At 53.6% G+C, this 18,573-nt stretch carries 17 protein-coding genes and 1 rRNA gene; 15 read left to right on the forward strand and 3 right to left on the reverse strand.

Translation table 11 applies throughout. From position 1 onward, the window contains the following. Window positions 1-136 precede the first annotated feature (136 nt). The 8 genes from rmuC to tatD all read left to right on the forward strand — a co-directional run bounded on the left by rmuC (window position 137) and on the right by tatD (window position 7,139). The gene (gene rmuC / locus FE839_RS17805; RefSeq protein WP_138362112.1) at window positions 137-1,585 is read left to right on the forward strand and encodes a DNA recombination protein RmuC; all 1,449 of its coding nucleotides are present in this window, start codon (window positions 137-139) and stop codon (window positions 1,583-1,585) included. Window positions 1,586-1,655: 70 nt separating this feature from the next. Further along, entirely contained in the window at window positions 1,656-2,411 is a 756-nt protein-coding gene (gene ubiE, locus FE839_RS17810) for a bifunctional demethylmenaquinone methyltransferase/2-methoxy-6-polyprenyl-1,4-benzoquinol methylase UbiE (protein WP_138362113.1), read from the forward strand. Between the two features lie 12 nt (window positions 2,412-2,423). Next, window positions 2,424-3,029 (forward strand): ubiquinone biosynthesis protein UbiJ, encoded by a 606-nt coding sequence (gene ubiJ, locus FE839_RS17815; protein ID WP_138362114.1) that lies wholly within the window; start codon window positions 2,424-2,426, stop codon window positions 3,027-3,029. After that, the gene (ubiB, locus tag FE839_RS17820) at window positions 3,026-4,666 is read left to right on the forward strand and encodes a ubiquinone biosynthesis regulatory protein kinase UbiB (RefSeq protein ID WP_138362115.1); all 1,641 of its coding nucleotides are present in this window, start codon (window positions 3,026-3,028) and stop codon (window positions 4,664-4,666) included. The genes ubiJ and ubiB overlap by 4 nt, the downstream gene beginning before the upstream one ends. Window positions 4,667-4,743: 77 nt before the next feature. Next, window positions 4,744-4,995, forward strand: coding sequence for a Sec-independent protein translocase subunit TatA (gene tatA, locus FE839_RS17825; RefSeq protein WP_138362116.1), 252 nt, complete (start codon window positions 4,744-4,746; stop codon window positions 4,993-4,995). Window positions 4,996-4,998: 3 nt separating this feature from the next. Continuing rightward, on the forward strand, window positions 4,999-5,538 hold the full coding sequence (gene tatB / locus FE839_RS17830) for a Sec-independent protein translocase protein TatB (protein WP_138362117.1): 540 nt from the start codon (window positions 4,999-5,001) through the stop codon (window positions 5,536-5,538). Window positions 5,539-5,540: 2 nt separating this feature from the next. Then, window positions 5,541-6,314 carry a Sec-independent protein translocase subunit TatC gene (gene tatC, locus FE839_RS17835; protein WP_138362118.1) on the forward strand — a complete coding sequence of 258 codons (774 nt, stop codon included), beginning with the start codon at window positions 5,541-5,543 and terminating at the stop codon, window positions 6,312-6,314. Window positions 6,315-6,344: 30 nt separating this feature from the next. After that, window positions 6,345-7,139: a 3'-5' ssDNA/RNA exonuclease TatD gene (tatD, locus tag FE839_RS17840; RefSeq protein ID WP_171034910.1), complete on the forward strand. Its 795-nt coding sequence runs from the start codon at window positions 6,345-6,347 to the stop codon at window positions 7,137-7,139. 15 nt (window positions 7,140-7,154) lie between these two features. Here the strand turns inward: tatD and rfaH are convergent, their stop codons facing one another. Further along, the gene (gene rfaH / locus FE839_RS17845) at window positions 7,155-7,643 is read right to left on the reverse strand and encodes a transcription/translation regulatory transformer protein RfaH (protein ID WP_138362119.1); all 489 of its coding nucleotides are present in this window, start codon (window positions 7,641-7,643) and stop codon (window positions 7,155-7,157) included. A gap of 175 nt (window positions 7,644-7,818) precedes the next feature. On the opposite strand from rfaH, the gene ubiD reads away from it, so the two are divergent. Together ubiD and fre are read left to right on the forward strand one after the other, a co-directional pair. Continuing rightward, window positions 7,819-9,288 (forward strand): 4-hydroxy-3-polyprenylbenzoate decarboxylase, encoded by a 1,470-nt coding sequence (gene ubiD / locus FE839_RS17850; protein WP_138362120.1) that lies wholly within the window; start codon window positions 7,819-7,821, stop codon window positions 9,286-9,288. A gap of 54 nt (window positions 9,289-9,342) precedes the next feature. Continuing rightward, window positions 9,343-10,044, forward strand: a complete 702-nt coding sequence (gene fre / locus FE839_RS17855; protein WP_138362121.1) for an NAD(P)H-flavin reductase — start codon at window positions 9,343-9,345, stop codon at window positions 10,042-10,044. 318 nt (window positions 10,045-10,362) lie between these two features. On the opposite strand, the gene fadA is transcribed toward fre, so the two are convergent. Beyond that, complete coding sequence (fadA, locus tag FE839_RS17860; protein WP_138362122.1) at window positions 10,363-11,526, reverse strand: acetyl-CoA C-acyltransferase FadA; 1,164 nt, start codon at window positions 11,524-11,526, stop codon at window positions 10,363-10,365. 9 nt (window positions 11,527-11,535) lie between these two features. Next, window positions 11,536-13,725 carry a fatty acid oxidation complex subunit alpha FadB gene (gene fadB, locus FE839_RS17865; RefSeq protein ID WP_138362123.1) on the reverse strand — a complete coding sequence of 730 codons (2,190 nt, stop codon included), beginning with the start codon at window positions 13,723-13,725 and terminating at the stop codon, window positions 11,536-11,538. Window positions 13,726-13,916: 191 nt separating this feature from the next. Here fadB and pepQ point away from each other — a divergent pair, with 191 nt between their 5' ends. The 5 genes from pepQ to FE839_RS17890 form a co-directional block, all read left to right on the forward strand. Continuing rightward, window positions 13,917-15,248: a Xaa-Pro dipeptidase gene (pepQ, locus tag FE839_RS17870; RefSeq protein WP_138362124.1), complete on the forward strand. Its 1,332-nt coding sequence runs from the start codon at window positions 13,917-13,919 to the stop codon at window positions 15,246-15,248. After that, window positions 15,248-15,862, forward strand: coding sequence for an IMPACT family protein (locus tag FE839_RS17875; protein ID WP_138362125.1), 615 nt, complete (start codon window positions 15,248-15,250; stop codon window positions 15,860-15,862). The genes pepQ and FE839_RS17875 overlap by 1 nt, the downstream gene beginning before the upstream one ends. Window positions 15,863-15,904: 42 nt before the next feature. Then, window positions 15,905-17,356: a Trk system potassium transporter TrkH gene (gene trkH, locus FE839_RS17880; RefSeq protein WP_138362126.1), complete on the forward strand. Its 1,452-nt coding sequence runs from the start codon at window positions 15,905-15,907 to the stop codon at window positions 17,354-17,356. An 11-nt stretch (window positions 17,357-17,367) separates the two neighbouring features. Then, window positions 17,368-17,901 (forward strand): menaquinone-dependent protoporphyrinogen IX dehydrogenase, encoded by a 534-nt coding sequence (hemG, locus tag FE839_RS17885; protein ID WP_138362127.1) that lies wholly within the window; start codon window positions 17,368-17,370, stop codon window positions 17,899-17,901. A 402-nt stretch (window positions 17,902-18,303) separates the two neighbouring features. Further along, window positions 18,304-18,573 (forward strand): 16S ribosomal RNA (locus FE839_RS17890); the annotation flags it as partial.

Genomic DNA, 18,573 nt, shown 5'->3' on the forward strand with positions numbered 1-18,573 from the left:
TTTATAAGATATCATCCCTATATATGAGATTTTTATTGGATGTTTGCAGAGAACTTCTCAGGAAAACCCTTCCCAACTGGACGTTTGTACAGCACAATTCTATTTTGTGCTGTATGTGGTTGCCGCAGGGGGCGTTGTGGATATCTCGATTCTTATTAGTGCTGTTGTGGCGCTGGCCGTTGGGATTATCGTGGGCTGGCTGGCAACGAAAGCGCACGCCGATCAAATTCGTGCCGATCTGACAGAAGAGCGGCGCGAGCTGGATATTGAGCTGAGCGCGGCCCGTCAGCAACTGGCGCAAGAGTCCCACTGGCGAGAAGAGTGCGCGTTGCTGAATAATGAGCTGCGCAGCCTGCGTGATATCAACACCTCGCTGGAGGCCGATCTTCGTGAAGTGACAACCCGCCTTGAATCCACACAACTGCATGCGGAAGATAAAATCCGCCAGATGGTTAACAGCGAGCAGCGGCTTAGCGAACAGTTTGAAAATCTGGCAAACCGCATATTTGAGCACAGTAATCGACGCGTTGATGAGCAGAATCGCCAGAGCTTGCACAGCTTATTGACGCCGTTACGCGAGCAACTGGATGGCTTCCGTCGCCAGGTGCAGGATAGCTTTGGCCAGGAAGCGCGGGAGCGCCACACCCTGGCGCATGAAATCCGCAATCTTCAGCAGCTAAATGCGCAAATGGCCCAGGAAGCGCTAAACCTGACCCGCGCGCTGAAGGGCGATAACAAAACCCAGGGCAACTGGGGCGAGGTGGTGTTGACCCGCGTACTGGAAGCATCAGGGCTGCGGGAAGGACATGAATATCAAACCCAGGTGAGTATCGAAACGGACAACCGCGCACGAATGCAGCCGGATGTTATTGTCCGTCTGCCGCAGGGAAAAGATGTGGTTATTGATGCCAAGATGACGCTGGTGGCCTACGAGCGTTACTTCAATGCTGAAGATGATTACAGTCGTGAGGCGGCGCTGCAGGAGCATATTGCCTCGGTGCGTAACCATATGCGCCTGCTGGGCCGTAAAGACTATCAGCAACTGCCAGGGCTGCGCTCGCTCGACTATGTTCTGATGTTTATCCCTGTAGAGCCCGCCTTCCTGCTGGCAATCGATCGTCAACCGGAGCTGATTAGCGAAGCGTTGAAGAACAATATTATGCTAGTGAGTCCGACGACGCTGCTGGTGGCATTGCGTACCATCGCTAATCTCTGGCGCTATGAGCATCAGAGCCGTAACGCGCAGAAAATTGCTGAAAGGGCGGGGCGTCTGTATGACAAAATGCGCTTATTTATCGATGATATGTCAGCTATCGGCCAGAGCCTGGATAGAGCTCAGGAAAATTACCGCCAGGCAATGAAAAAACTCGCATCCGGGCGCGGCAACTTGCTGGTTCAGGCGGAATCATTCCGTGGTCTTGGCGTGGAGATCAAGCGTGGAATTAATCCGGAGTTAGTTGAACAGGCGACAGCACAGGATGATAAATATCGCCTTACAGGCGATGCTAACTCACCGGAAGATAATGAATGTTCATCAGAATCTGCGGCTGCGGCAAGGCATGAGAAGCGCGCTCAGACACGTTGAAGCGTATGGGAAGTGCGCTAAACCTGTTACACTCAACGTACATTTTCTTAATAAGCAAGCAGGCATTGAGATGGTTGAGGATTCACAAGAAACGACCCATTTTGGCTTTCAGACAGTTGCCAAAGAACAGAAAGCTGACATGGTTGCGCATGTATTTCATTCTGTCGCCGCAAAATATGATGTGATGAACGATCTGATGTCGTTCGGTATTCATCGTTTGTGGAAGCGTTTCGCCATCGATTGCAGCGGCGTGCGTCGAGGGCAAACGGTGCTGGATCTGGCCGGTGGTACGGGCGATCTGACGGCGAAATTCTCGCGTCTGGTCGGCGAAAACGGCCGTGTAATGCTGGCGGATATCAACGACTCTATGCTGAAAATGGGCCGTGAGAAGCTGCGTAATACTGGCATCGTCGGCAATGTCGAATATGTCCAGGCTAACGCGGAAGCGCTTCCTTTTGCGGACAATACTTTTGATTGCATTACCATTTCATTTGGCCTGCGTAATGTCACCGATAAAGAAAAAGCGCTGCGATCCATGTATCGTGTGCTGAAACCGGGCGGTCGCCTGCTGGTGCTGGAATTCTCGAAACCGATTATTGAGCCGCTTAGCAAGGCCTATGACGCCTACTCTTTCCATATACTGCCGCGAGTGGGGGAATTGGTCGCTAAAGATGCTGAAAGCTATCGTTATCTTGCTGAATCTATCCGAATGCACCCCGATCAGGACACCCTGAAAGCCATGATGCAGGACGCAGGTTTTGAAAGCGTCGATTATTACAACCTGACGGCAGGTATCGTTGCGCTGCACCGCGGTTATAAGTTCTGACAGGGGGACGCTATGCCTTTCAAACCACTGGTTACCGCCGGCCTGGAGACGGTTCTCAATACCTTTCTTTGGCGCGACAGGGCGCTTAAACCCGCCCGCCAGCGCCTGTTGGGGAAAGTGTTGCGCGTTGAGCTACAAGAACTTTCCGATCCTATTGTGTTGGTTTTTAGCGAACGCCAGGTGGATGTGCTGGGGGCATGGGAAGGTGAGTCTGACTGTACCGTAATGACGCGTTTTAGCGTTCTCCCGCAACTGCGCAACCGCCAGCAGCTCACGTCATTGATTCGTAGCGGCGATCTTGAAGTGCAGGGCGACCTGCAGGTTGTACAGAATACTATCATGCTGTGCGATCTGGCAGAGTTTGACCCGGCTGAACTGCTGGCGCCGTACACGGGCGATGTTGTTGCCGAAGGCTTTAGTAAAGTCTTCCGCGGCGGCGCTCGTTTTTTTCTTCATGGCGTTCAACGCCAGCAGCACTATATTGCAGAGGCGATTACCGAAGAGTGGCGCCTGGCGCCGGGCCCGCTGGAACTGGCCTGGTTTGCTGAGGAAAGCGATGCGGTAGAACGAGAGCTGGCCGTGCTGGAAAAACGGCTGGAAACGCTGGAGGGCAAATGACGCCAGGAGAATTACGGCGACTGTATTTCATCATCCACACTTTTTTGAGCTACGGGCTTGATGAGCTCATCCCCAAAATGCGAATCACGCTGCCGTTGCGAATCTGGCGGCGGATGTTGTTCTGGATGCCAAACCGCCATAAAGATAAACCTCTTGGCGAGCGTTTACGCCTTGCGCTACAAGAACTGGGGCCGGTGTGGATTAAGTTTGGCCAGATGCTCTCGACTCGTCGCGACCTGTTCCCGCCACATATCGCCGATCAGTTGGCGATGCTGCAGGATCGCGTCGCGCCGTTTGACGGTCATCAGGCTAAAAAGCAGATTGAGCAAGCGATGGGGGGGTTACCGATTGACGCCTGGTTTGATGATTTTTCCATCGAACCGCTTGCTTCTGCCTCTATTGCCCAGGTCCATACCGCCCGTCTGAAAGAAAACGGGAAAGAGGTTGTGATTAAGGTAATCCGCCCGGATATCGTGCCGGTTATCAAGGCAGATATGAAGCTCATCTACCGCCTCGCCCGCTGGGTACCCCATCTGTTGCCCGACGGTCGCCGCCTTCGCCCGCAGGAAGTGGTTCGCGAATACGAAAAAACGCTGCTTGATGAACTCAACCTGCTTCGGGAATCGGCGAACGCTATTCAACTTCGTCGTAATTTTGAAGATAGCCCGATGCTTTATGTTCCGGAAGTCTATTCCGACTACTGTAGCGAGGGCATGATGGTCATGGAGCGGATTTACGGGATCCCGGTTTCCGATGTCGCCGCTCTGGAGGCACAGGGTACTAACATGAAGCTGCTGGCTGAGCGCGGGGTACAGGTTTTCTTCACTCAGGTTTTCCGCGACAGCTTCTTCCATGCCGATATGCATCCGGGTAATATTTTTGTCAGTCGTAGTCATCCGGAAAACCCGCAGTACATTGGTATTGACTGTGGTATTGTTGGTTCGCTGAACAAAGAAGATAAGCGCTATCTGGCAGAAAATTTCATTGCCTTCTTCAACCGCGATTATCGTAAGGTTGCTGAACTGCACGTTGATTCCGGCTGGGTTCCTCCGGATACCAATGTTGAAGAGTTTGAGTTCGCTATCCGTACCGTCTGCGAGCCAATTTTTGAAAAACCGTTGGCGGAAATCTCGTTCGGTCATGTGTTGTTGAACCTGTTTAACACGGCCCGACGCTTCAATATGGAAGTGCAGCCGCAGCTGGTGCTGTTACAGAAGACATTACTTTACGTAGAAGGGGTAGGCCGCCAGCTCTATCCTCAGTTAGACTTGTGGAAAACGGCGAAGCCGTTCCTTGAGTCGTGGATTAAAGAGCAGGTTGGCATTCCGGCTCTGGTTCGCGCGTTTAAAGAAAAGGCGCCGTTCTGGATCGAGAGAATGCCGGAAATACCTGAGCTGGTGTACCAGAGCCTGCAGCAAAGCAAGCAGTTGCAGAATAGCGTCGATGCCATTGCGCGCGACCTCCAGGGGCGACACGTGCGCCAGGGGCAGTCCCGTTATCTGTTTGGTATAGGCGCTGTTTTATTACTCAGTGGTACGCTGTTATTCATCTACCGTCCTGAGTGGGGCATGATGCCAGCCTGGCTGATGGCCGCTGGCGTTGTCACCTGGCTTATTGGCTGGCGAAAGACGAAATGACGGCTGTCTCCTTTATCATTACGCATAACGTGTATATTGCGTCCTAATAATTCATCATTTGTCATTGAGGAATGTGTATGGGTGGGATCAGTATTTGGCAGTTACTCATCGTTGTCGTCATCGTAGTCCTGCTTTTTGGGACAAAAAAACTGAGTTCGCTCGGCTCGGATTTAGGCGCGTCGATTAAAGGCTTTAAAAAGGCCATGAGCGACGATGATAAGTCCGAAAAATCAGCGCCTGATGCAGACTTCACGGCGAAAACCCTTGCCGATAAACCGGATGATGCCAGGAAAGATGAAACTAAACGCCACGACAAAGAGCAGGTGTAATTCGTGTTCGATATCGGTTTTAGTGAATTACTGCTGGTATTCGTGATTGGCCTCATCGTTTTGGGGCCACAGCGACTTCCTGTCGCGGTAAAAACGGTCGCCAGCTGGATTCGTACACTGCGGTCTCTGGCGGCAACTGTACAGAATGAGATAACCCAGGAATTAAAACTGCAGGAGTTTCAGGAAAGCCTGAAGAAAGTGGAAAAGGCCAGCCTGGATAACCTGACGCCCGAGCTGAAAGCGTCTATGGATGAGCTGCGTGAAGCAGCGGAATCTATGAAGCGCTCCTATTCTGTCCACGATCCTGAAAAAGCCAGCGACGAAGCCAACACTATCCATAACCCGGTAGTGAAGGCGAGCGAAACGCTGCGCAAGGACGTGACGCCGGCTACGGCTGAACATCAGGCCAGCGCGCCGGAGCATGCCCCTGAAAACGTTGCGGCAGAGCCTCTCGTCTATGGGACTGAATTCCCGCCGGCGAAAGAAAAAGTGACTGTGCCAGTTTCCGACACCTCCTCCCCAGCATCGAGTGATAAACAGTAAAAATGGGCGTAGACGATACTCAACCGCTAATTACGCATCTGATTGAGCTGCGCAAGCGCTTGATCAACAGCATTCTTGCCATACTGGTGATTTTTCTGGCACTGGTTTATTTTGCCAACGATATCTATCAACTGGTTTCCGCGCCGCTGATTCGGCAGATGCCGGTTGGGGCGACAATGATCGCGACTGACGTTGCCTCGCCCTTCTTCACCCCGATCAAACTGACCTTTATGGTGTCGATAATTTTGTCGGTACCGGTCATTCTGTATCAGGTCTGGGCCTTTGTTGCTCCAGCGCTGTATAAGCATGAGCGTCGGCTGGTGATGCCGCTTCTCATCTCCAGTACGCTGCTATTCTACATCGGCATGGCCTTTGCCTATTTCGTTGTTTTCCCGCTGGCATTTGGTTTTCTGACCCACGCGGCACCGCAAGGCGTACAAGTTTCTACCGATATCCGTAGCTATCTCGATTTTGTTATGGCGCTATTTATCGCCTTTGGCGTCTCGTTCGAGGTGCCTGTGGCGATTGTGCTGCTGTGCTGGATGGGGGTAACCACGCCGGAGGACTTGCGTAAAAAAAGGCCCTACGTACTGGTCGGGGCGTTCGTCATCGGAATGCTGCTGACGCCGCCGGATGTGTTCTCGCAAACCCTGCTGGCGATTCCGATGTACTGTCTGTTTGAAGTCGGGGTCTTCTGTGCGCGCTTCTATACCGGTAAACGCCTGACGCGTGATGAAGATGCCGCCGCCGAAGAGGCGCAGGGCAAAGAAGAATAAAGACCAGCCGCCCGTCAGGGCGGTTGTCATATAAGGGTAATGATGTTTGATATCGGCGTAAATTTGACCAGCCCGCAGTTTTCACGCGACCGCGATGAGGTTGTTTCTCGCGCCCGGGCGGCAGGCGTTACCGGTATGCTGCTAACGGGAACCAATCTGCATGAAAGTGAACAGGCTCAGCAGATGGCGCGCCGTTATTCCGGATGTTGGTCAACTGCCGGTGTTCATCCCCACGACAGCAGCACCTGGACGGAGTCGATTGCGGCGTCGGTTTTTGCGCTGGCCCATGAACCGGAAGTCGTTGCTGTTGGTGAGTGTGGACTGGATTTCAACCGAAACTTTTCGACGCCCCGCGAGCAGGAAGCGGCATTTAGCGCCCAGCTGGCGCTGGCGGCTGAGTTGTCGATGCCGGTATTTTTGCACTGTCGCGATGCGCACGAGCGCTTTCTGGCGCTATTAACCCCCTGGCTTGAGAAACTTCCTGGCGCGGTACTGCACTGTTTTACCGGCAGCCGCGAAGAGATGCGTGAATGCGTGGATCGCGGTTTATTTATTGGTATTACCGGTTGGGTGTGCGACGAGCGTCGGGGGCTGGAACTGCGAGAATTACTGGCCGACATTCCGGCAGCGCGTTTGCTGATTGAGACCGATGCGCCGTATCTGTTGCCGCGGGATATGCGGCCAAAGCCCTCTTCCCGCCGCAATGAACCCGCATACCTGCCGCATATTCTGACCAGTATCGCGGGATGGCGCGGGGAGGAAGCCCGGTGGCTGGAAGAGATGACCGATGCTAACGCCAGAAGACTTTTTGGCGTGCGCTTTTAAATAAACGAAACGGTGTCAGATTTTATAAAAATCCGTATTTTTGACGCTCTGCAGTACCTGTTTGTTCAGCAGGTTCAACAGCAGCATAGAACGAGATTCACCATCCGGTTCGGTAAAGATTGCCTGTAAGCCCTCAAATGCGCCGTCAGTAATCAGCACGTTGTCGCCTTCATACGGCGTTTCCGGGTCGGTAATGCCTTCCGGTTTGTAAATGGAAAGCTGGTGAATGACAGTGGACGGCACGATGGCAGGCAATGCGCCAAAACGTACAAAGCTGTTTACACCACGAGTCGCGCTGATGGTAGTGGTATGAATCACTTCCGGATCGAACTCGATAAACAGATAGTTTGGGAACAGGGGCTCGCTGACCATCGTGCGTTTACCGCGGATGATTTTTTCCAGTTCGATCATGGGCATCAGGCAATTGACAGCCTGCCGTTCAAGATGTTCCTGGGCGCGTTCAAGCTGCCCACGTTTGCAATAAAGTAAATACCAGGCTTGCATAATGACTCTTTCCATTCTACTGGCAGCAAGCATAGCAAAAGCCCGGGCGATCGCGAAATCATTGCGGATGAAAACTAAATATCAGCGTACTTTCACGCTAATTTAACAAAAGTGCAGCATCACTCCGGCGAACACCGTATAATCAGTCGCCTGTACAGAGGCCAATAACAACGCCATGAAATACCACGATCTACGCGAATTTCTGACATTACTGGAGCAGCAGGGGGAATTGAAACGGATTTCCCTGCCAATCGATCCCCACCTGGAGATTACCGAAATTGCCGATCGCACTTTGCGCGCGGGTGGCCCGGCTTTGCTGTTTGAAAACCCTAAGGGGTATTCGATGCCGGTGCTGTGCAACCTTTTTGGCACGCCACGGCGTGTGGCGCTGGGTATGGGGCAGGAGGATGTGAGTTCGCTGCGTGAAGTGGGTAAACTTCTGGCGTTTCTTAAAGAGCCGGAGCCGCCAAAGGGGTTCCGCGATCTGTTTGATAAAATGCCGCAATTCAGGCAAGTGCTGAATATGCCGACTAAGCGTTTGCGCGGGGCGCCATGTCAACAGAAAATCATTCAGGGCGATGCCGTAGATCTGACGCGTATCCCAATCATGACCTGCTGGCCGGAAGATGCCGCGCCGCTCATCACATGGGGACTGACGGTAACCCGTGGTCCGCATAAAGAGCGGCAAAATTTGGGGATTTATCGTCAGCAACTGATTGGCAAAAATAAACTGATTATGCGCTGGCTATCTCATCGCGGTGGCGCACTGGATTTTCAGGAATGGTGCGCGGCGCATCCTGGTGAACGTTTCCCGGTTTCTGTGGCGCTGGGTGCCGATCCGGCAACGATACTTGGCGCGGTGACGCCTGTTCCTGACACCCTTTCCGAGTATGCGTTTGCTGGCCTCCTGCGCGGAACGAAAACCGAAGTGGTGAAATGCATCTCTAACGATCTTGACGTGCCCGCCAGCGCGGAGATCGTGCTGGAAGGGTATATTGAGGCCGGGGAAATGGCGGCGGAAGGCCCGTATGGCGACCATACCGGCTATTACAATGAAGTGGATAATTTCCCGGTCTTTACCGTGACGCACATAACCCAGCGTGAAGATGCTATTTACCATTCGACCTACACCGGACGGCCGCCTGATGAACCGGCGGTACTGGGGGTGGCGCTGAATGAAGTGTTTGTGCCGATTCTGCAAAAGCAGTTCCCTGAAATTGTTGATTTTTATCTGCCGCCAGAAGGGTGTTCCTATCGCCTGGCGGTCGTCACGATGAAGAAGCAATACGCGGGTCATGCGAAACGTGTAATGATGGGCGTCTGGTCGTTCCTGCGCCAGTTTATGTACACCAAGTTCGTCATCGTCTGTGATGACGATGTGAATGCCCGTGACTGGAATGACGTGATTTGGGCAATAACTACTCGCATGGATCCGGCACGTGATACGGTTCTGGTAGAAAACACGCCAATTGATTATCTGGATTTTGCCTCACCGGTCTCCGGTTTGGGTTCAAAAATGGGGCTGGATGCCACAAATAAATGGCCTGGTGAAACCCAGCGCGAGTGGGGGCATCCCATTAAGAAAGATCCTGAAGTGACGGCGCGCGTTGACGCCATCTGGGATGAACTGGCCATCTTAAAATAACAGGAAGCGGGGCTACGCCGCTGTTTTGCACAATAGACCCGATAGAGGGAAAGCATGACAACCTTAAGCTGTAAAGTGACCTCGGTGGAGGCGATTACCGATACCGTGTATCGTGTTCGATTAGTGCCGGAAGCGGCGTTTTCCTTCCGTGCGGGCCAGTATCTGATGGTGGTGATGGATGAGCGCGATAAGCGCCCATTCTCGATGGCTTCTACGCCTGCGGAACATGAGTTTATCGAACTGCATATCGGTGCATCTGAACTTAACCTGTATGCGATGGCGGTGATGGATCGTATCCTGAAAGAGCGTGAAATCGTGGTTGATATGCCGCATGGCGAAGCCTGGCTGCGCGACGATGAGGATCGTCCATTGATTTTGATCGCTGGCGGAACGGGCTTCTCATATGTGCGTTCGATTTTGCTCACCGCGCTGGCGCGTAATCCCAACCGCGATATTGCTATTTACTGGGGGGGACGGGAAGAGAAGCATCTCTACGATCTCGTTGAGCTGGAAGCGCTTTCCGTTAAACACCCTAATTTGCGCGTTGAGCCGGTGGTTGAACAGCCGGAAGAAGGCTGGCGAGGCCGCTCTGGGACGGTATTAACCGCAGTCTTGCAGGATTACGGTACGCTGGCGGAGCATGATATCTATATTGCCGGTCGTTTTGAGATGGCGAAAATCGCGCGCGACCTGTTCTGCAATGAGCGCAACGCGCAGGAAGATCGCCTGTTTGGCGATGCGTTTGCCTTTATCTGATTGTCGATATCAGCGCATCCGGGTTTTCGCCCGGATGCTGCGGTGATCCCCTGACAGGCGGGAAGAACGGCAACTACATTGTTATATACCCGTCATACTTCAAGTTGCATGTGCGTTGGCTTTCCTCGTTCACCCCAGTCACGTACTGGAGTACGCTCCCGGGGATTCACTGCGTCGCCGCCTTCCTGCAACTCGAATAATTTAGGGTATAGAGTGGCATTTGCGTTGTAGGCCGGATAAGACGCCTGAGCGTCGTCATCCGGCATGGTCGCCGGGGGCGCTTCGCTTGCCCGGCCTGCAATAAATAACGCTCTATGATTAAACTCGCTCAAATACTGTCGCGATACCCTGACCTAATCCGATACACATCGTCGCCAGGCCAAACTGGGCGTCTTGGCGCTCCATCAGATTCAACAGCGTGGTGCTGATGCGCGCCCCGGAACAACCCAGCGGGTGGCCCAGTGCGATCGCGCCGCCGTTGAGGTTGATCTTCTCGTCAATCTGCTCCATCAGTCCCAGATCTTTTATACACGGCAGGATCTGCGCGGCAAACGCTTCGTTCATTTCAAACAAATCGATATCGCTGGCGGCAAGCCCTGCTTTTTTCAGCGCCAGTTTTGACGCCGGAACCGGGCCGTAACCCATAATCGAGGGATCGCAACCGACAACCGCCATTGAACGAATGCGGGCGCGTGGTTGCAGACCCAGTTCACGCGCACGGCTTTCGCTCATTACCAGCATGGCGGCTGCGCCATCGGAGAGGGCGGAAGAGGTGCCTGCGGTCACGGTGCCGCTGACCGGATCAAACGCGGGGCGCAGAGTCGACAGCGTTTCGACGGTGGTCTCCGGGCGGATGACTTCGTCGTAGCTAAACTGCTTCAGCACGCCGTCGGCGTCATGACCGCCGGTCGGGATGATCTCGTTTTTAAATGCGCCGGACTGCGTGGCGGCCCAGGCGCGGGCGTGTGAACGTGCGGCAAACGCATCCTGCATTTCACGGCTGATGCCGTGCATACGGGAAAGCATTTCTGCCGTCAGCCCCATCATCCCGGCGGCTTTGGCGACGTTGCGGCTCAGGCCGGGATGGAAATCGACGCCATGACTCATTGGCACATGACCCATATGCTCCACGCCGCCAATCAGGCACGCCTGCGCGTCGCCGGTCATGATCATCCGTGCGGCATCGTGCAGCGCCTGCATGGAGGAACCACACAGACGGTTAACGGTGACCGCCGGAACGGAGTGGGGGATTTCAGCCAGTAGCGCGGCGTTGCGGGCGATGTTAAAACCCTGCTCCAGCGTCTGTTGCACGCAGCCCCAGTAAATGTCGTCGATAGCGGTTGCTTCCAGCGCGGGATTACGCGCCAGCAGACTGCGCATTAAGTGTGCGGAGAGATCTTCTGCCCGCACGTTACGAAATGCGCCGCCCTTTGAACGGCCCATCGGGGTGCGAATTGCATCGACAATGACAACCTGTTCCATTGTGACTCCTTAAGCCGTTTTCAGGTCGCCAACCGGGCGGGCTGGCTCAACTGGGGGATAGTACGGTTCGTTATGGCGCGCTTTGTTACGCAGACCTTCCGGCACTTCATAGAGTGGGCCGAGGTGCTGATACTGCTGCGCCATATCGAGATATTTTGCGCTGCCGAGCGTATCCAGCCAGCGGAACGCGCCGCCGTGGAACGGAGGGAAGCCCAGACCGTAAACCAGCGCCATATCCGCTTCTGCCGGACTGGCGATGATGCCTTCTTCCAGACAGCGCACCACTTCGTTGACCATCGGAATCATCATGCGGGCGATAATCTCTTCGTCGCTGAAGTCGCGCTTCGGCTGGCTGACCTCTGCCAGCAGGCTGTCCACGGCCGCATCTTCTTCTTTCTTCGGCTTACCTTTGCTGTCTTCTTTATAGCGCCAGAATCCCAGACCGTTTTTCTGACCATAGCGGCTGGCGTCAAACAGCGCGTCGATGGCATCACGATAATCTTTCTGCATACGCTGTGGGAAACCGGCCGCCATGACTGCCTGCGCATGATGCGCGGTATCGATCCCGACCACATCCAGCAGATAAGCCGGGCCCATCGGCCAGCCAAACTGTTTCTCCATCACTTTGTCGACGTTGCGGAAATCGGCGCCGTCGCGCAGTAGCTGGCTGAAACCGGCGAAATACGGGAACAGTACGCGGTTAACAAAGAAGCCGGGGCAGTCGTTGACCACAATTGGCGTTTTGCCCATACGGCTTGCCCAGGCGACGACTTTAGCGATGGTTTCATCCGAGCTTTTCTCGCCGCGAATGATTTCAACCAGCGGCATCCGGTGTACCGGGTTAAAGAAGTGCATGCCGCAGAAGTTTTCCGGGCGCTTCAGCGCGCTTGCCAGTTCGCTAATGGGAATGGTGGACGTATTCGACGCCAGCACGGTATCCGGGCGGACGTTGTCTTCGGTCTCCGCCAGTACCGCTTTCTTCACTTTCGGGTTTTCCACGACCGCTTCGACCACCACATCAACGCGATCAAAACCGGCGTAGTCCAGCGTTGGGTGAATCGCTGAAATCACGCCCGCCAGTTTCAGGCCGTCGATCCTGCCGCGTTCCAGTTGCTTATTCAGCAGTTTGGCCGCTTCGGTCATGCCCAGCGTCAGGGATTTGTCGTTGATATCTTTCATGATCACCGGCACGCCTTTCCAGGCTGACTGGTAAGCGATGCCGCCGCCCATAATACCGGCGCCCAGTACAGCTGCCTGCTTCGGTGTTTCAACGTCTTTGGTCAGCTTTTTCGCTTTACCTTTCACGAACTGATCGTTGAGGAAGATACCGACCAGCGCGCGGGCTTCATTGGTATGCGCCAGCGGGACAAAGCTTTTATTTTCCAGATTCAGGGCTTCTTCACGGCCAGAGCGTGCGGCGGCTTCGATCGTTTTCACGGCGGTCATCGGGGCGGGGTAATGCTTCCCGGCCGTCTGCGCCACCATGCCTTTGGCGATGGTAAAGCTCATCGCCGCTTCAATTTTACTGAGCTTCAACGGTTCCAGCTTCGGCTGGCGTTTGGCTTTCCAGTCCAGTGAGCCGTCAATCGCCTGACGTAATACCGCTATTGCGCCATCAAGCAGTTTCTCCGGTTTCACGATACCGTCGACCAGGCCGATTTTCAGCGCCTGCTCAGCGCCGATGTCTTTCCCGGCAGCAATAATTTCCAGCGCGCTGTCAGCGCCCAGCATACGCGGCATACGGACAGAACCGCCAAAGCCCGGCATGATGCCCAGCTTCGTTTCTGGCAGGCCAATGCGCAGATCCGGCGTCACCAGACGATAATCGGTCGCCAGTACGCACTCGCAGCCGCCGCCCAGCGCATAGCCGTTGACGGCGGAAAGCGTTGGCACCGGTAAATCTTCGAGGCGATTAAAGACGCTGTTGGCAAAGTGCAGCCACTGGCTGAGCTGTTCTTCAGGCACCTGGAACAGCGAAAGGAATTCGGTGATATCGGCACCGACAATAAAGGCCGCTTTCTCTGAGCGCAGCAGCAGCCCTTTAAGATCTTTTTGTTTTTCGAGTACGTCCAGCGCCTGGCCGAGGCTGGCGACGGTTGCGGTATCGAGCTTGTTGACCGAGCCGGGGGCAGCGAAAACCAGTTCGGCAATGCCATCTTCCCGCCAGTCGAGGTACAGGGTGTCGCCTTTGTAAAGCATGTCAGTCTCCTGAATCCGCAAGGTGATCTGGTCATACCAGATGATCCGGAGTGTGGGATTTATGTTAAGAAATTGCAAATTAGTCTTTAAATAAATGCAGATCTGATCACATCCGGCGGAAATCCCCCCGCTTCAGGTCAATGTGCTAAGATGCGAAGCATCACGATCCAATAAAATCAAAGGATAAAAAGATGGAATCACTGGCCGGTCTCTATAAAAATCATATCGTTACTTTACAAGAGCGTACTCGCGATGTTCTGGCCCGTTTCAAGCTGGATGCGTTGCTGATCCACTCCGGCGAACTGTTCAATGTTTTTCTTGACGATCATCCCTATCCGTTCAAGGTCAACCCCCAATTCAAAGCCTGGGTACCGGTTACGCAGGTCCCTAACTGCTGGCTGTTGGTGGACGGTGTTAACAAACCGAAACTGTGGTTCTATCTACCGGTTGATTACTGGCATAACGTGGAGCCGCTGCCGACTTCATTCTGGACGGAAGAAGTGGAAGTGATCGCCTTGCCGAAAGCCGACGGTATTGGTAGCCAGTTGCCTGCGGCGCGCGGCAACATCGCTTATATCGGGCCGGTAGCGGAACGTGCGCTGGGGTTAGACATTGCCGCGGATAAAATCAATCCGAAAGGGGTTATTGATTATCTGCACTACTATCGCTCTTATAAAACGGACTACGAGCTGGCTTGTATGCGTGAAGCACAAAAGTCAGCGGTTAATGGTCATCGGGCGGCCGAAGAGGCGTTTCGTTCCGGTATGAGCGAGTTTGATATCAATCAGGCCTATTTGACGGCGACAGGCCATCGCGATATTGATGTGCCTTACGCTAATATTGTGGCGCTGAACGAGCATGCCGCTGTACTGCATTACACTAAACTGGATTCCCGCGCACCTGCGGAGATACGCAGCTTCCTGCTGGACGCTGGCGCAGAATATAACGGTTACGCGGCTGATTTGACGCGCACCTGGGCGGCGCATAGCGATAATGACTATGCGCAGTTGGTTAAAGACGTCAACGATGAACAGTTGGCGTTGATTAGCACCATGAAAGCGGGCGTTAGCTATGTGGACTATCATATCCAGTTCCATCAGCGCATTGCCAAATTGTTGCGTAAGCATCAAATAGTCAAAGATATGAGCGAAGAGGCGATGGTGGAAAATGACCTGACCGGGCCATTTATGCCGCATGGTATTGGTCATCAACTGGGCCTGCAGGTCCATGATGTCGCAGGCTTTATGCAGGACGATACCGGGACGCATCTGGCCGCGCCGTCGAAATACCCATATCTGCGCTGCACCCGCGTGCTGCAACCGCGGATGGTGCTGACCATTGAGCCGGGTATTTACTTTATCGAATCGCTGCTGGCGCCGTGGCGCGAAGGGCCGTTCAGCAAACATTTTAACTGGCAGAAAATCGAAGCGCTGAAACCGTTTGGCGGCATCCGTATTGAAGATAACGTGGTGATCCACGAAAACAGCGTCGAGAATATGACACGCGATCTGAAACTGGCGTAATGGAAAGCTGGTTGATACCGGCCGCGCCGGTCACCTTTGTTGAAGAGATCAAAAAGAGCCGCTTTATTACGTTGTTAGCGCATACCAACGGCGTAGCGGCGGCAAAGGCGTTTGTGGAGTTTGTCAGAGCCGGGCATCCGGATGCCCGCCACCACTGTGTGGCGTGGGTGGCGGGGCCGCCGAATGATTCACAACAGTTGGGTTTTTCCGATGATGGCGAACCGGCGGGAACCGCGGGGAAACCGATGCTGGCTCAGCTTATGGGCAGCGGCGTCGGTGAGATAACCGCTGTCGTCGTGCGTTACTACGGTGGTATTCTGCTGGGCACCGGCGGTCTGGTGAAAGCCTACGGCGGCGGCGTTCATCAGGCGCTTGCTCAGCTAACAACCCTGCGCAAGACGCCGCTGACCGCATATACGTTGCAGTGTGAATATGGGCAGTTAGCCGGGGTTGAAACGCTGTTGGCTCAGTTCTCAGGGAAAATTGTTGAAAGCGAATACCTGGCGTCTGTTCAGTTGCGCGTGGCGCTTCCCCAGGCTGAAGTGGCGCTATTTTCAGCAAAGCTGGCTGATTTTAGTCGTGGTTCGTTGCAATTACTGAAGATTGACGAATAATCCCCACCTGATTTTTTTTGCATATCAAAGGAAGCGCCAGAGATGCATTTTCGCGCGATAACCCGAATCGTTGGATTGCTGGTTATTTTGTTTTCGGGAACGATGATCCTCCCGGGATTAGTGGCTCTGATATACCGTGATGGTGCGGGGCGGGCGTTTACCCAGACCTTTTTTGTCGCGCTGGCGATTGGCTCACTATTATGGTGGCCTAACCGTAGTGAAAAAGGCGAACTGAAATCCCGTGAGGGATTTTTGATTGTCGTCCTTTTCTGGACCGTGCTGGGGAGCGTGGGGGCGCTGCCGTTTATCTTTGCGGAACAGCCGAATCTGACGGTCACGGACGCGTTTTTTGAATCCTTCTCGGGCCTGACAACAACCGGTGCCACGACCCTGGTGGGACTCGATTCCTTACCCCATGCTATTCTTTTCTATCGTCAGATGTTGCAATGGTTTGGCGGGATGGGGATCATCGTGCTGGCGGTGGCGATACTGCCCATACTGGGCGTCGGCGGAATGCAGCTGTATCGGGCGGAGATGCCGGGGCCGCTGAAAGACCATAAGATGCGGCCGCGAATTGCTGAGACGGCCAAAACGCTATGGCTTATCTATGTGTTACTGACAATTGCTTGTGCGTTGGCGCTGTGGTTTGCCGGAATGCCGGCATTCGATGCTATTGGCCATAGCTTCTCTACTATCGCGATTGGCGGGTTTTCCACCCATGATGCCAGCGTGGGCTATTTTAATAGCCCGACAATTAACTCCATTATTGCAATTTTCTTGCTGATATCGGGCTGTAACTACGGTCTGCACTTTTCATTGCTCAGCGGACGTAGCCTGAAAGTTTACTGGCGCGATCCGGAGTTCCGTATGTTTATCGGTGTGCAGTTAACGCTGGTGGTCATTTGTACTCTGGTGTTGTGGCTGCATAACGTATACGGGTCCCCGCTAACGACCTTGAATCAGGCGTTCTTTCAGGTGGTATCAATGGCGACAACGGCTGGCTTCACTACCGACAGTATCGCGCGCTGGCCGCTATTTCTGCCGGTGTTGTTGCTATGTTCGGCTTTTATTGGCGGTTGCGCCGGGTCGACCGGCGGTGGTTTGAAAGTTATTCGTATCCTGTTGCTCTTCAAACAGGGCAACCGTGAGCTTAAACGGCTGGTACACCCTAATGCGGTATACAGTATTAAACTCGGGAACCGTGCGCTGCCGGAACGTATCCTGGAAGCCGTCTGGGGATTCTTCTCCGCTTATGCGCTGGTGTTTATCATCAGTATGCTCGCGATTATCGCTACCGGCGTGGATGATTTTTCTGCTTTTGCTTCAGTCGTAGCGACGTTGAATAACCTTGGACCCGGGTTGGGCGTGGTAGCGGATAACTTTGCGACAATGAATCCAGTCGCGAAATGGATCCTGATTGCTAATATGCTGTTTGGGCGTCTGGAAGTATTCACCCTACTGGTGCTATTTACTCCGACTTTCTGGCGCGAATAACAGGAGTGTCTGTGAAAACTTTGATTCTATTCTCTACCCGTGACGGACAGACGCACGAAATAGCCTCTTTTCTGGCATCCGAATTAAAAGAGCAGGGGATTGATACGGATACGGTTGACCTGAACCGTACCCATGATATCGAATGGTCGCAATACGATCGCGTCGTGATTGGCGCATCAATTCGTTATGGCCACTTTCATCCGGCGCTAGGGCGATTTGTGAAAAAACACCTCCAGTCTCTGCAGTCTCTACCGGGGGCCTTTTTTTCGGTTAATCTTGTGGCGCGTAAACCAGAGAAACGTACTCCGCAAACTAATAGCTATACGCGCAAGTTTTTGCTCAATTCGCCGTGGAAACCGCAGCGTAGCGCGGTGTTTGCCGGCGCACTCCGCTATCCGCGTTATCGTTGGTACGATCGCTTTATGATTCGTCTTATTATGAAGATGACTGGCGGTGAAACGGATGTTCGTAAAGAGGTCGTGTATACCGACTGGCAGCAGGTTGGGCGATTTGCGCAGGAGATTGCGCAAATGACCAGAAAATAGCATGTGAAATTCCCTGAGTGATGTAAATTTGAGCGAACGAAAAGTTTTTTGCAATTACCCCTTGTCACACCGGAATTACTCCCTATAATGCGCCTCCACTGACACGGAACAACGGCACGCAAGCCGCCGGGTCAGCGGGGTTAAGCGGTGAAAAGTCACCGTAAAAGCCGACAGGGAAAAGCAAAAATTAACGCTTGACTCTGAATGAGGAAAACGTATTATACGGGACCTCGCGACAGAGCGCTGAAGCGCGTCGCAACTGCTCTTTAACAATTTATCAGACAATCTGTGTGGGCACTCAAAGTGACATGGATTCTTAATGTCTTCGGACAATAAATGAATACCAAGTCTCTGAGTGAACACGTAATTCATTACGAAGTTTAATTCACGAGCATCAAACTTAAATTGAAGAGTTTGATCATGGCTCAGATTGAACGCTGGCGGCAGGCCTAACACATGCAAGTCGAACGGTAGCACAGAGAGCTTGCTCTCGGGTGACGAGTGGCGGACGGGTGAGTAATGTCTGGGAAACTGCCCGATGGAGGGGGATAACTACTGGAAACGGTAGCTAATACCGCATAACGTCGCAAGACCAAAGAGGGGGACCTTAGGGCCTCTTGCCATCGGATGTGCCCAGATGGGATTAGCTTGTTGGTGAGGTAACGGCTCACC

Source organism: Klebsiella indica, assembly GCF_005860775.1.
Lineage (GTDB): Bacteria > Pseudomonadota > Gammaproteobacteria > Enterobacterales > Enterobacteriaceae > Klebsiella > Klebsiella indica.

What these genes read in the sequence shown, in the direction of transcription:
- tatA (WP_138362116.1), top strand. Translation starts at nt 4,744, where the DNA reads ATGGGTGGGATCAGTATTTGGCAGTTACTCATCGTTGTCGTCATCGTA.
- ubiD (WP_138362120.1), top strand. Translation starts at nt 7,819, where the DNA reads ATGAAATACCACGATCTACGCGAATTTCTGACATTACTGGAGCAGCAG.
- ubiB (WP_138362115.1), top strand. Translation starts at nt 3,026, where the DNA reads ATGACGCCAGGAGAATTACGGCGACTGTATTTCATCATCCACACTTTT.
- pepQ (WP_138362124.1), top strand. Translation starts at nt 13,917, where the DNA reads ATGGAATCACTGGCCGGTCTCTATAAAAATCATATCGTTACTTTACAA.
- trkH (WP_138362126.1), top strand. Translation starts at nt 15,905, where the DNA reads ATGCATTTTCGCGCGATAACCCGAATCGTTGGATTGCTGGTTATTTTG.
- fadA (WP_138362122.1), bottom strand. Translation starts at nt 11,526, where the DNA reads ATGGAACAGGTTGTCATTGTCGATGCAATTCGCACCCCGATGGGCCGT.
- FE839_RS17875 (WP_138362125.1), top strand. Translation starts at nt 15,248, where the DNA reads ATGGAAAGCTGGTTGATACCGGCCGCGCCGGTCACCTTTGTTGAAGAG.
- ubiJ (WP_138362114.1), top strand. Translation starts at nt 2,424, where the DNA reads ATGCCTTTCAAACCACTGGTTACCGCCGGCCTGGAGACGGTTCTCAAT.
- fadB (WP_138362123.1), bottom strand. Translation starts at nt 13,725, where the DNA reads ATGCTTTACAAAGGCGACACCCTGTACCTCGACTGGCGGGAAGATGGC.
- tatC (WP_138362118.1), top strand. Translation starts at nt 5,541, where the DNA reads ATGGGCGTAGACGATACTCAACCGCTAATTACGCATCTGATTGAGCTG.
- rfaH (WP_138362119.1), bottom strand. Translation starts at nt 7,643, where the DNA reads ATGCAAGCCTGGTATTTACTTTATTGCAAACGTGGGCAGCTTGAACGC.
- ubiE (WP_138362113.1), top strand. Translation starts at nt 1,656, where the DNA reads ATGGTTGAGGATTCACAAGAAACGACCCATTTTGGCTTTCAGACAGTT.
- fre (WP_138362121.1), top strand. Translation starts at nt 9,343, where the DNA reads ATGACAACCTTAAGCTGTAAAGTGACCTCGGTGGAGGCGATTACCGAT.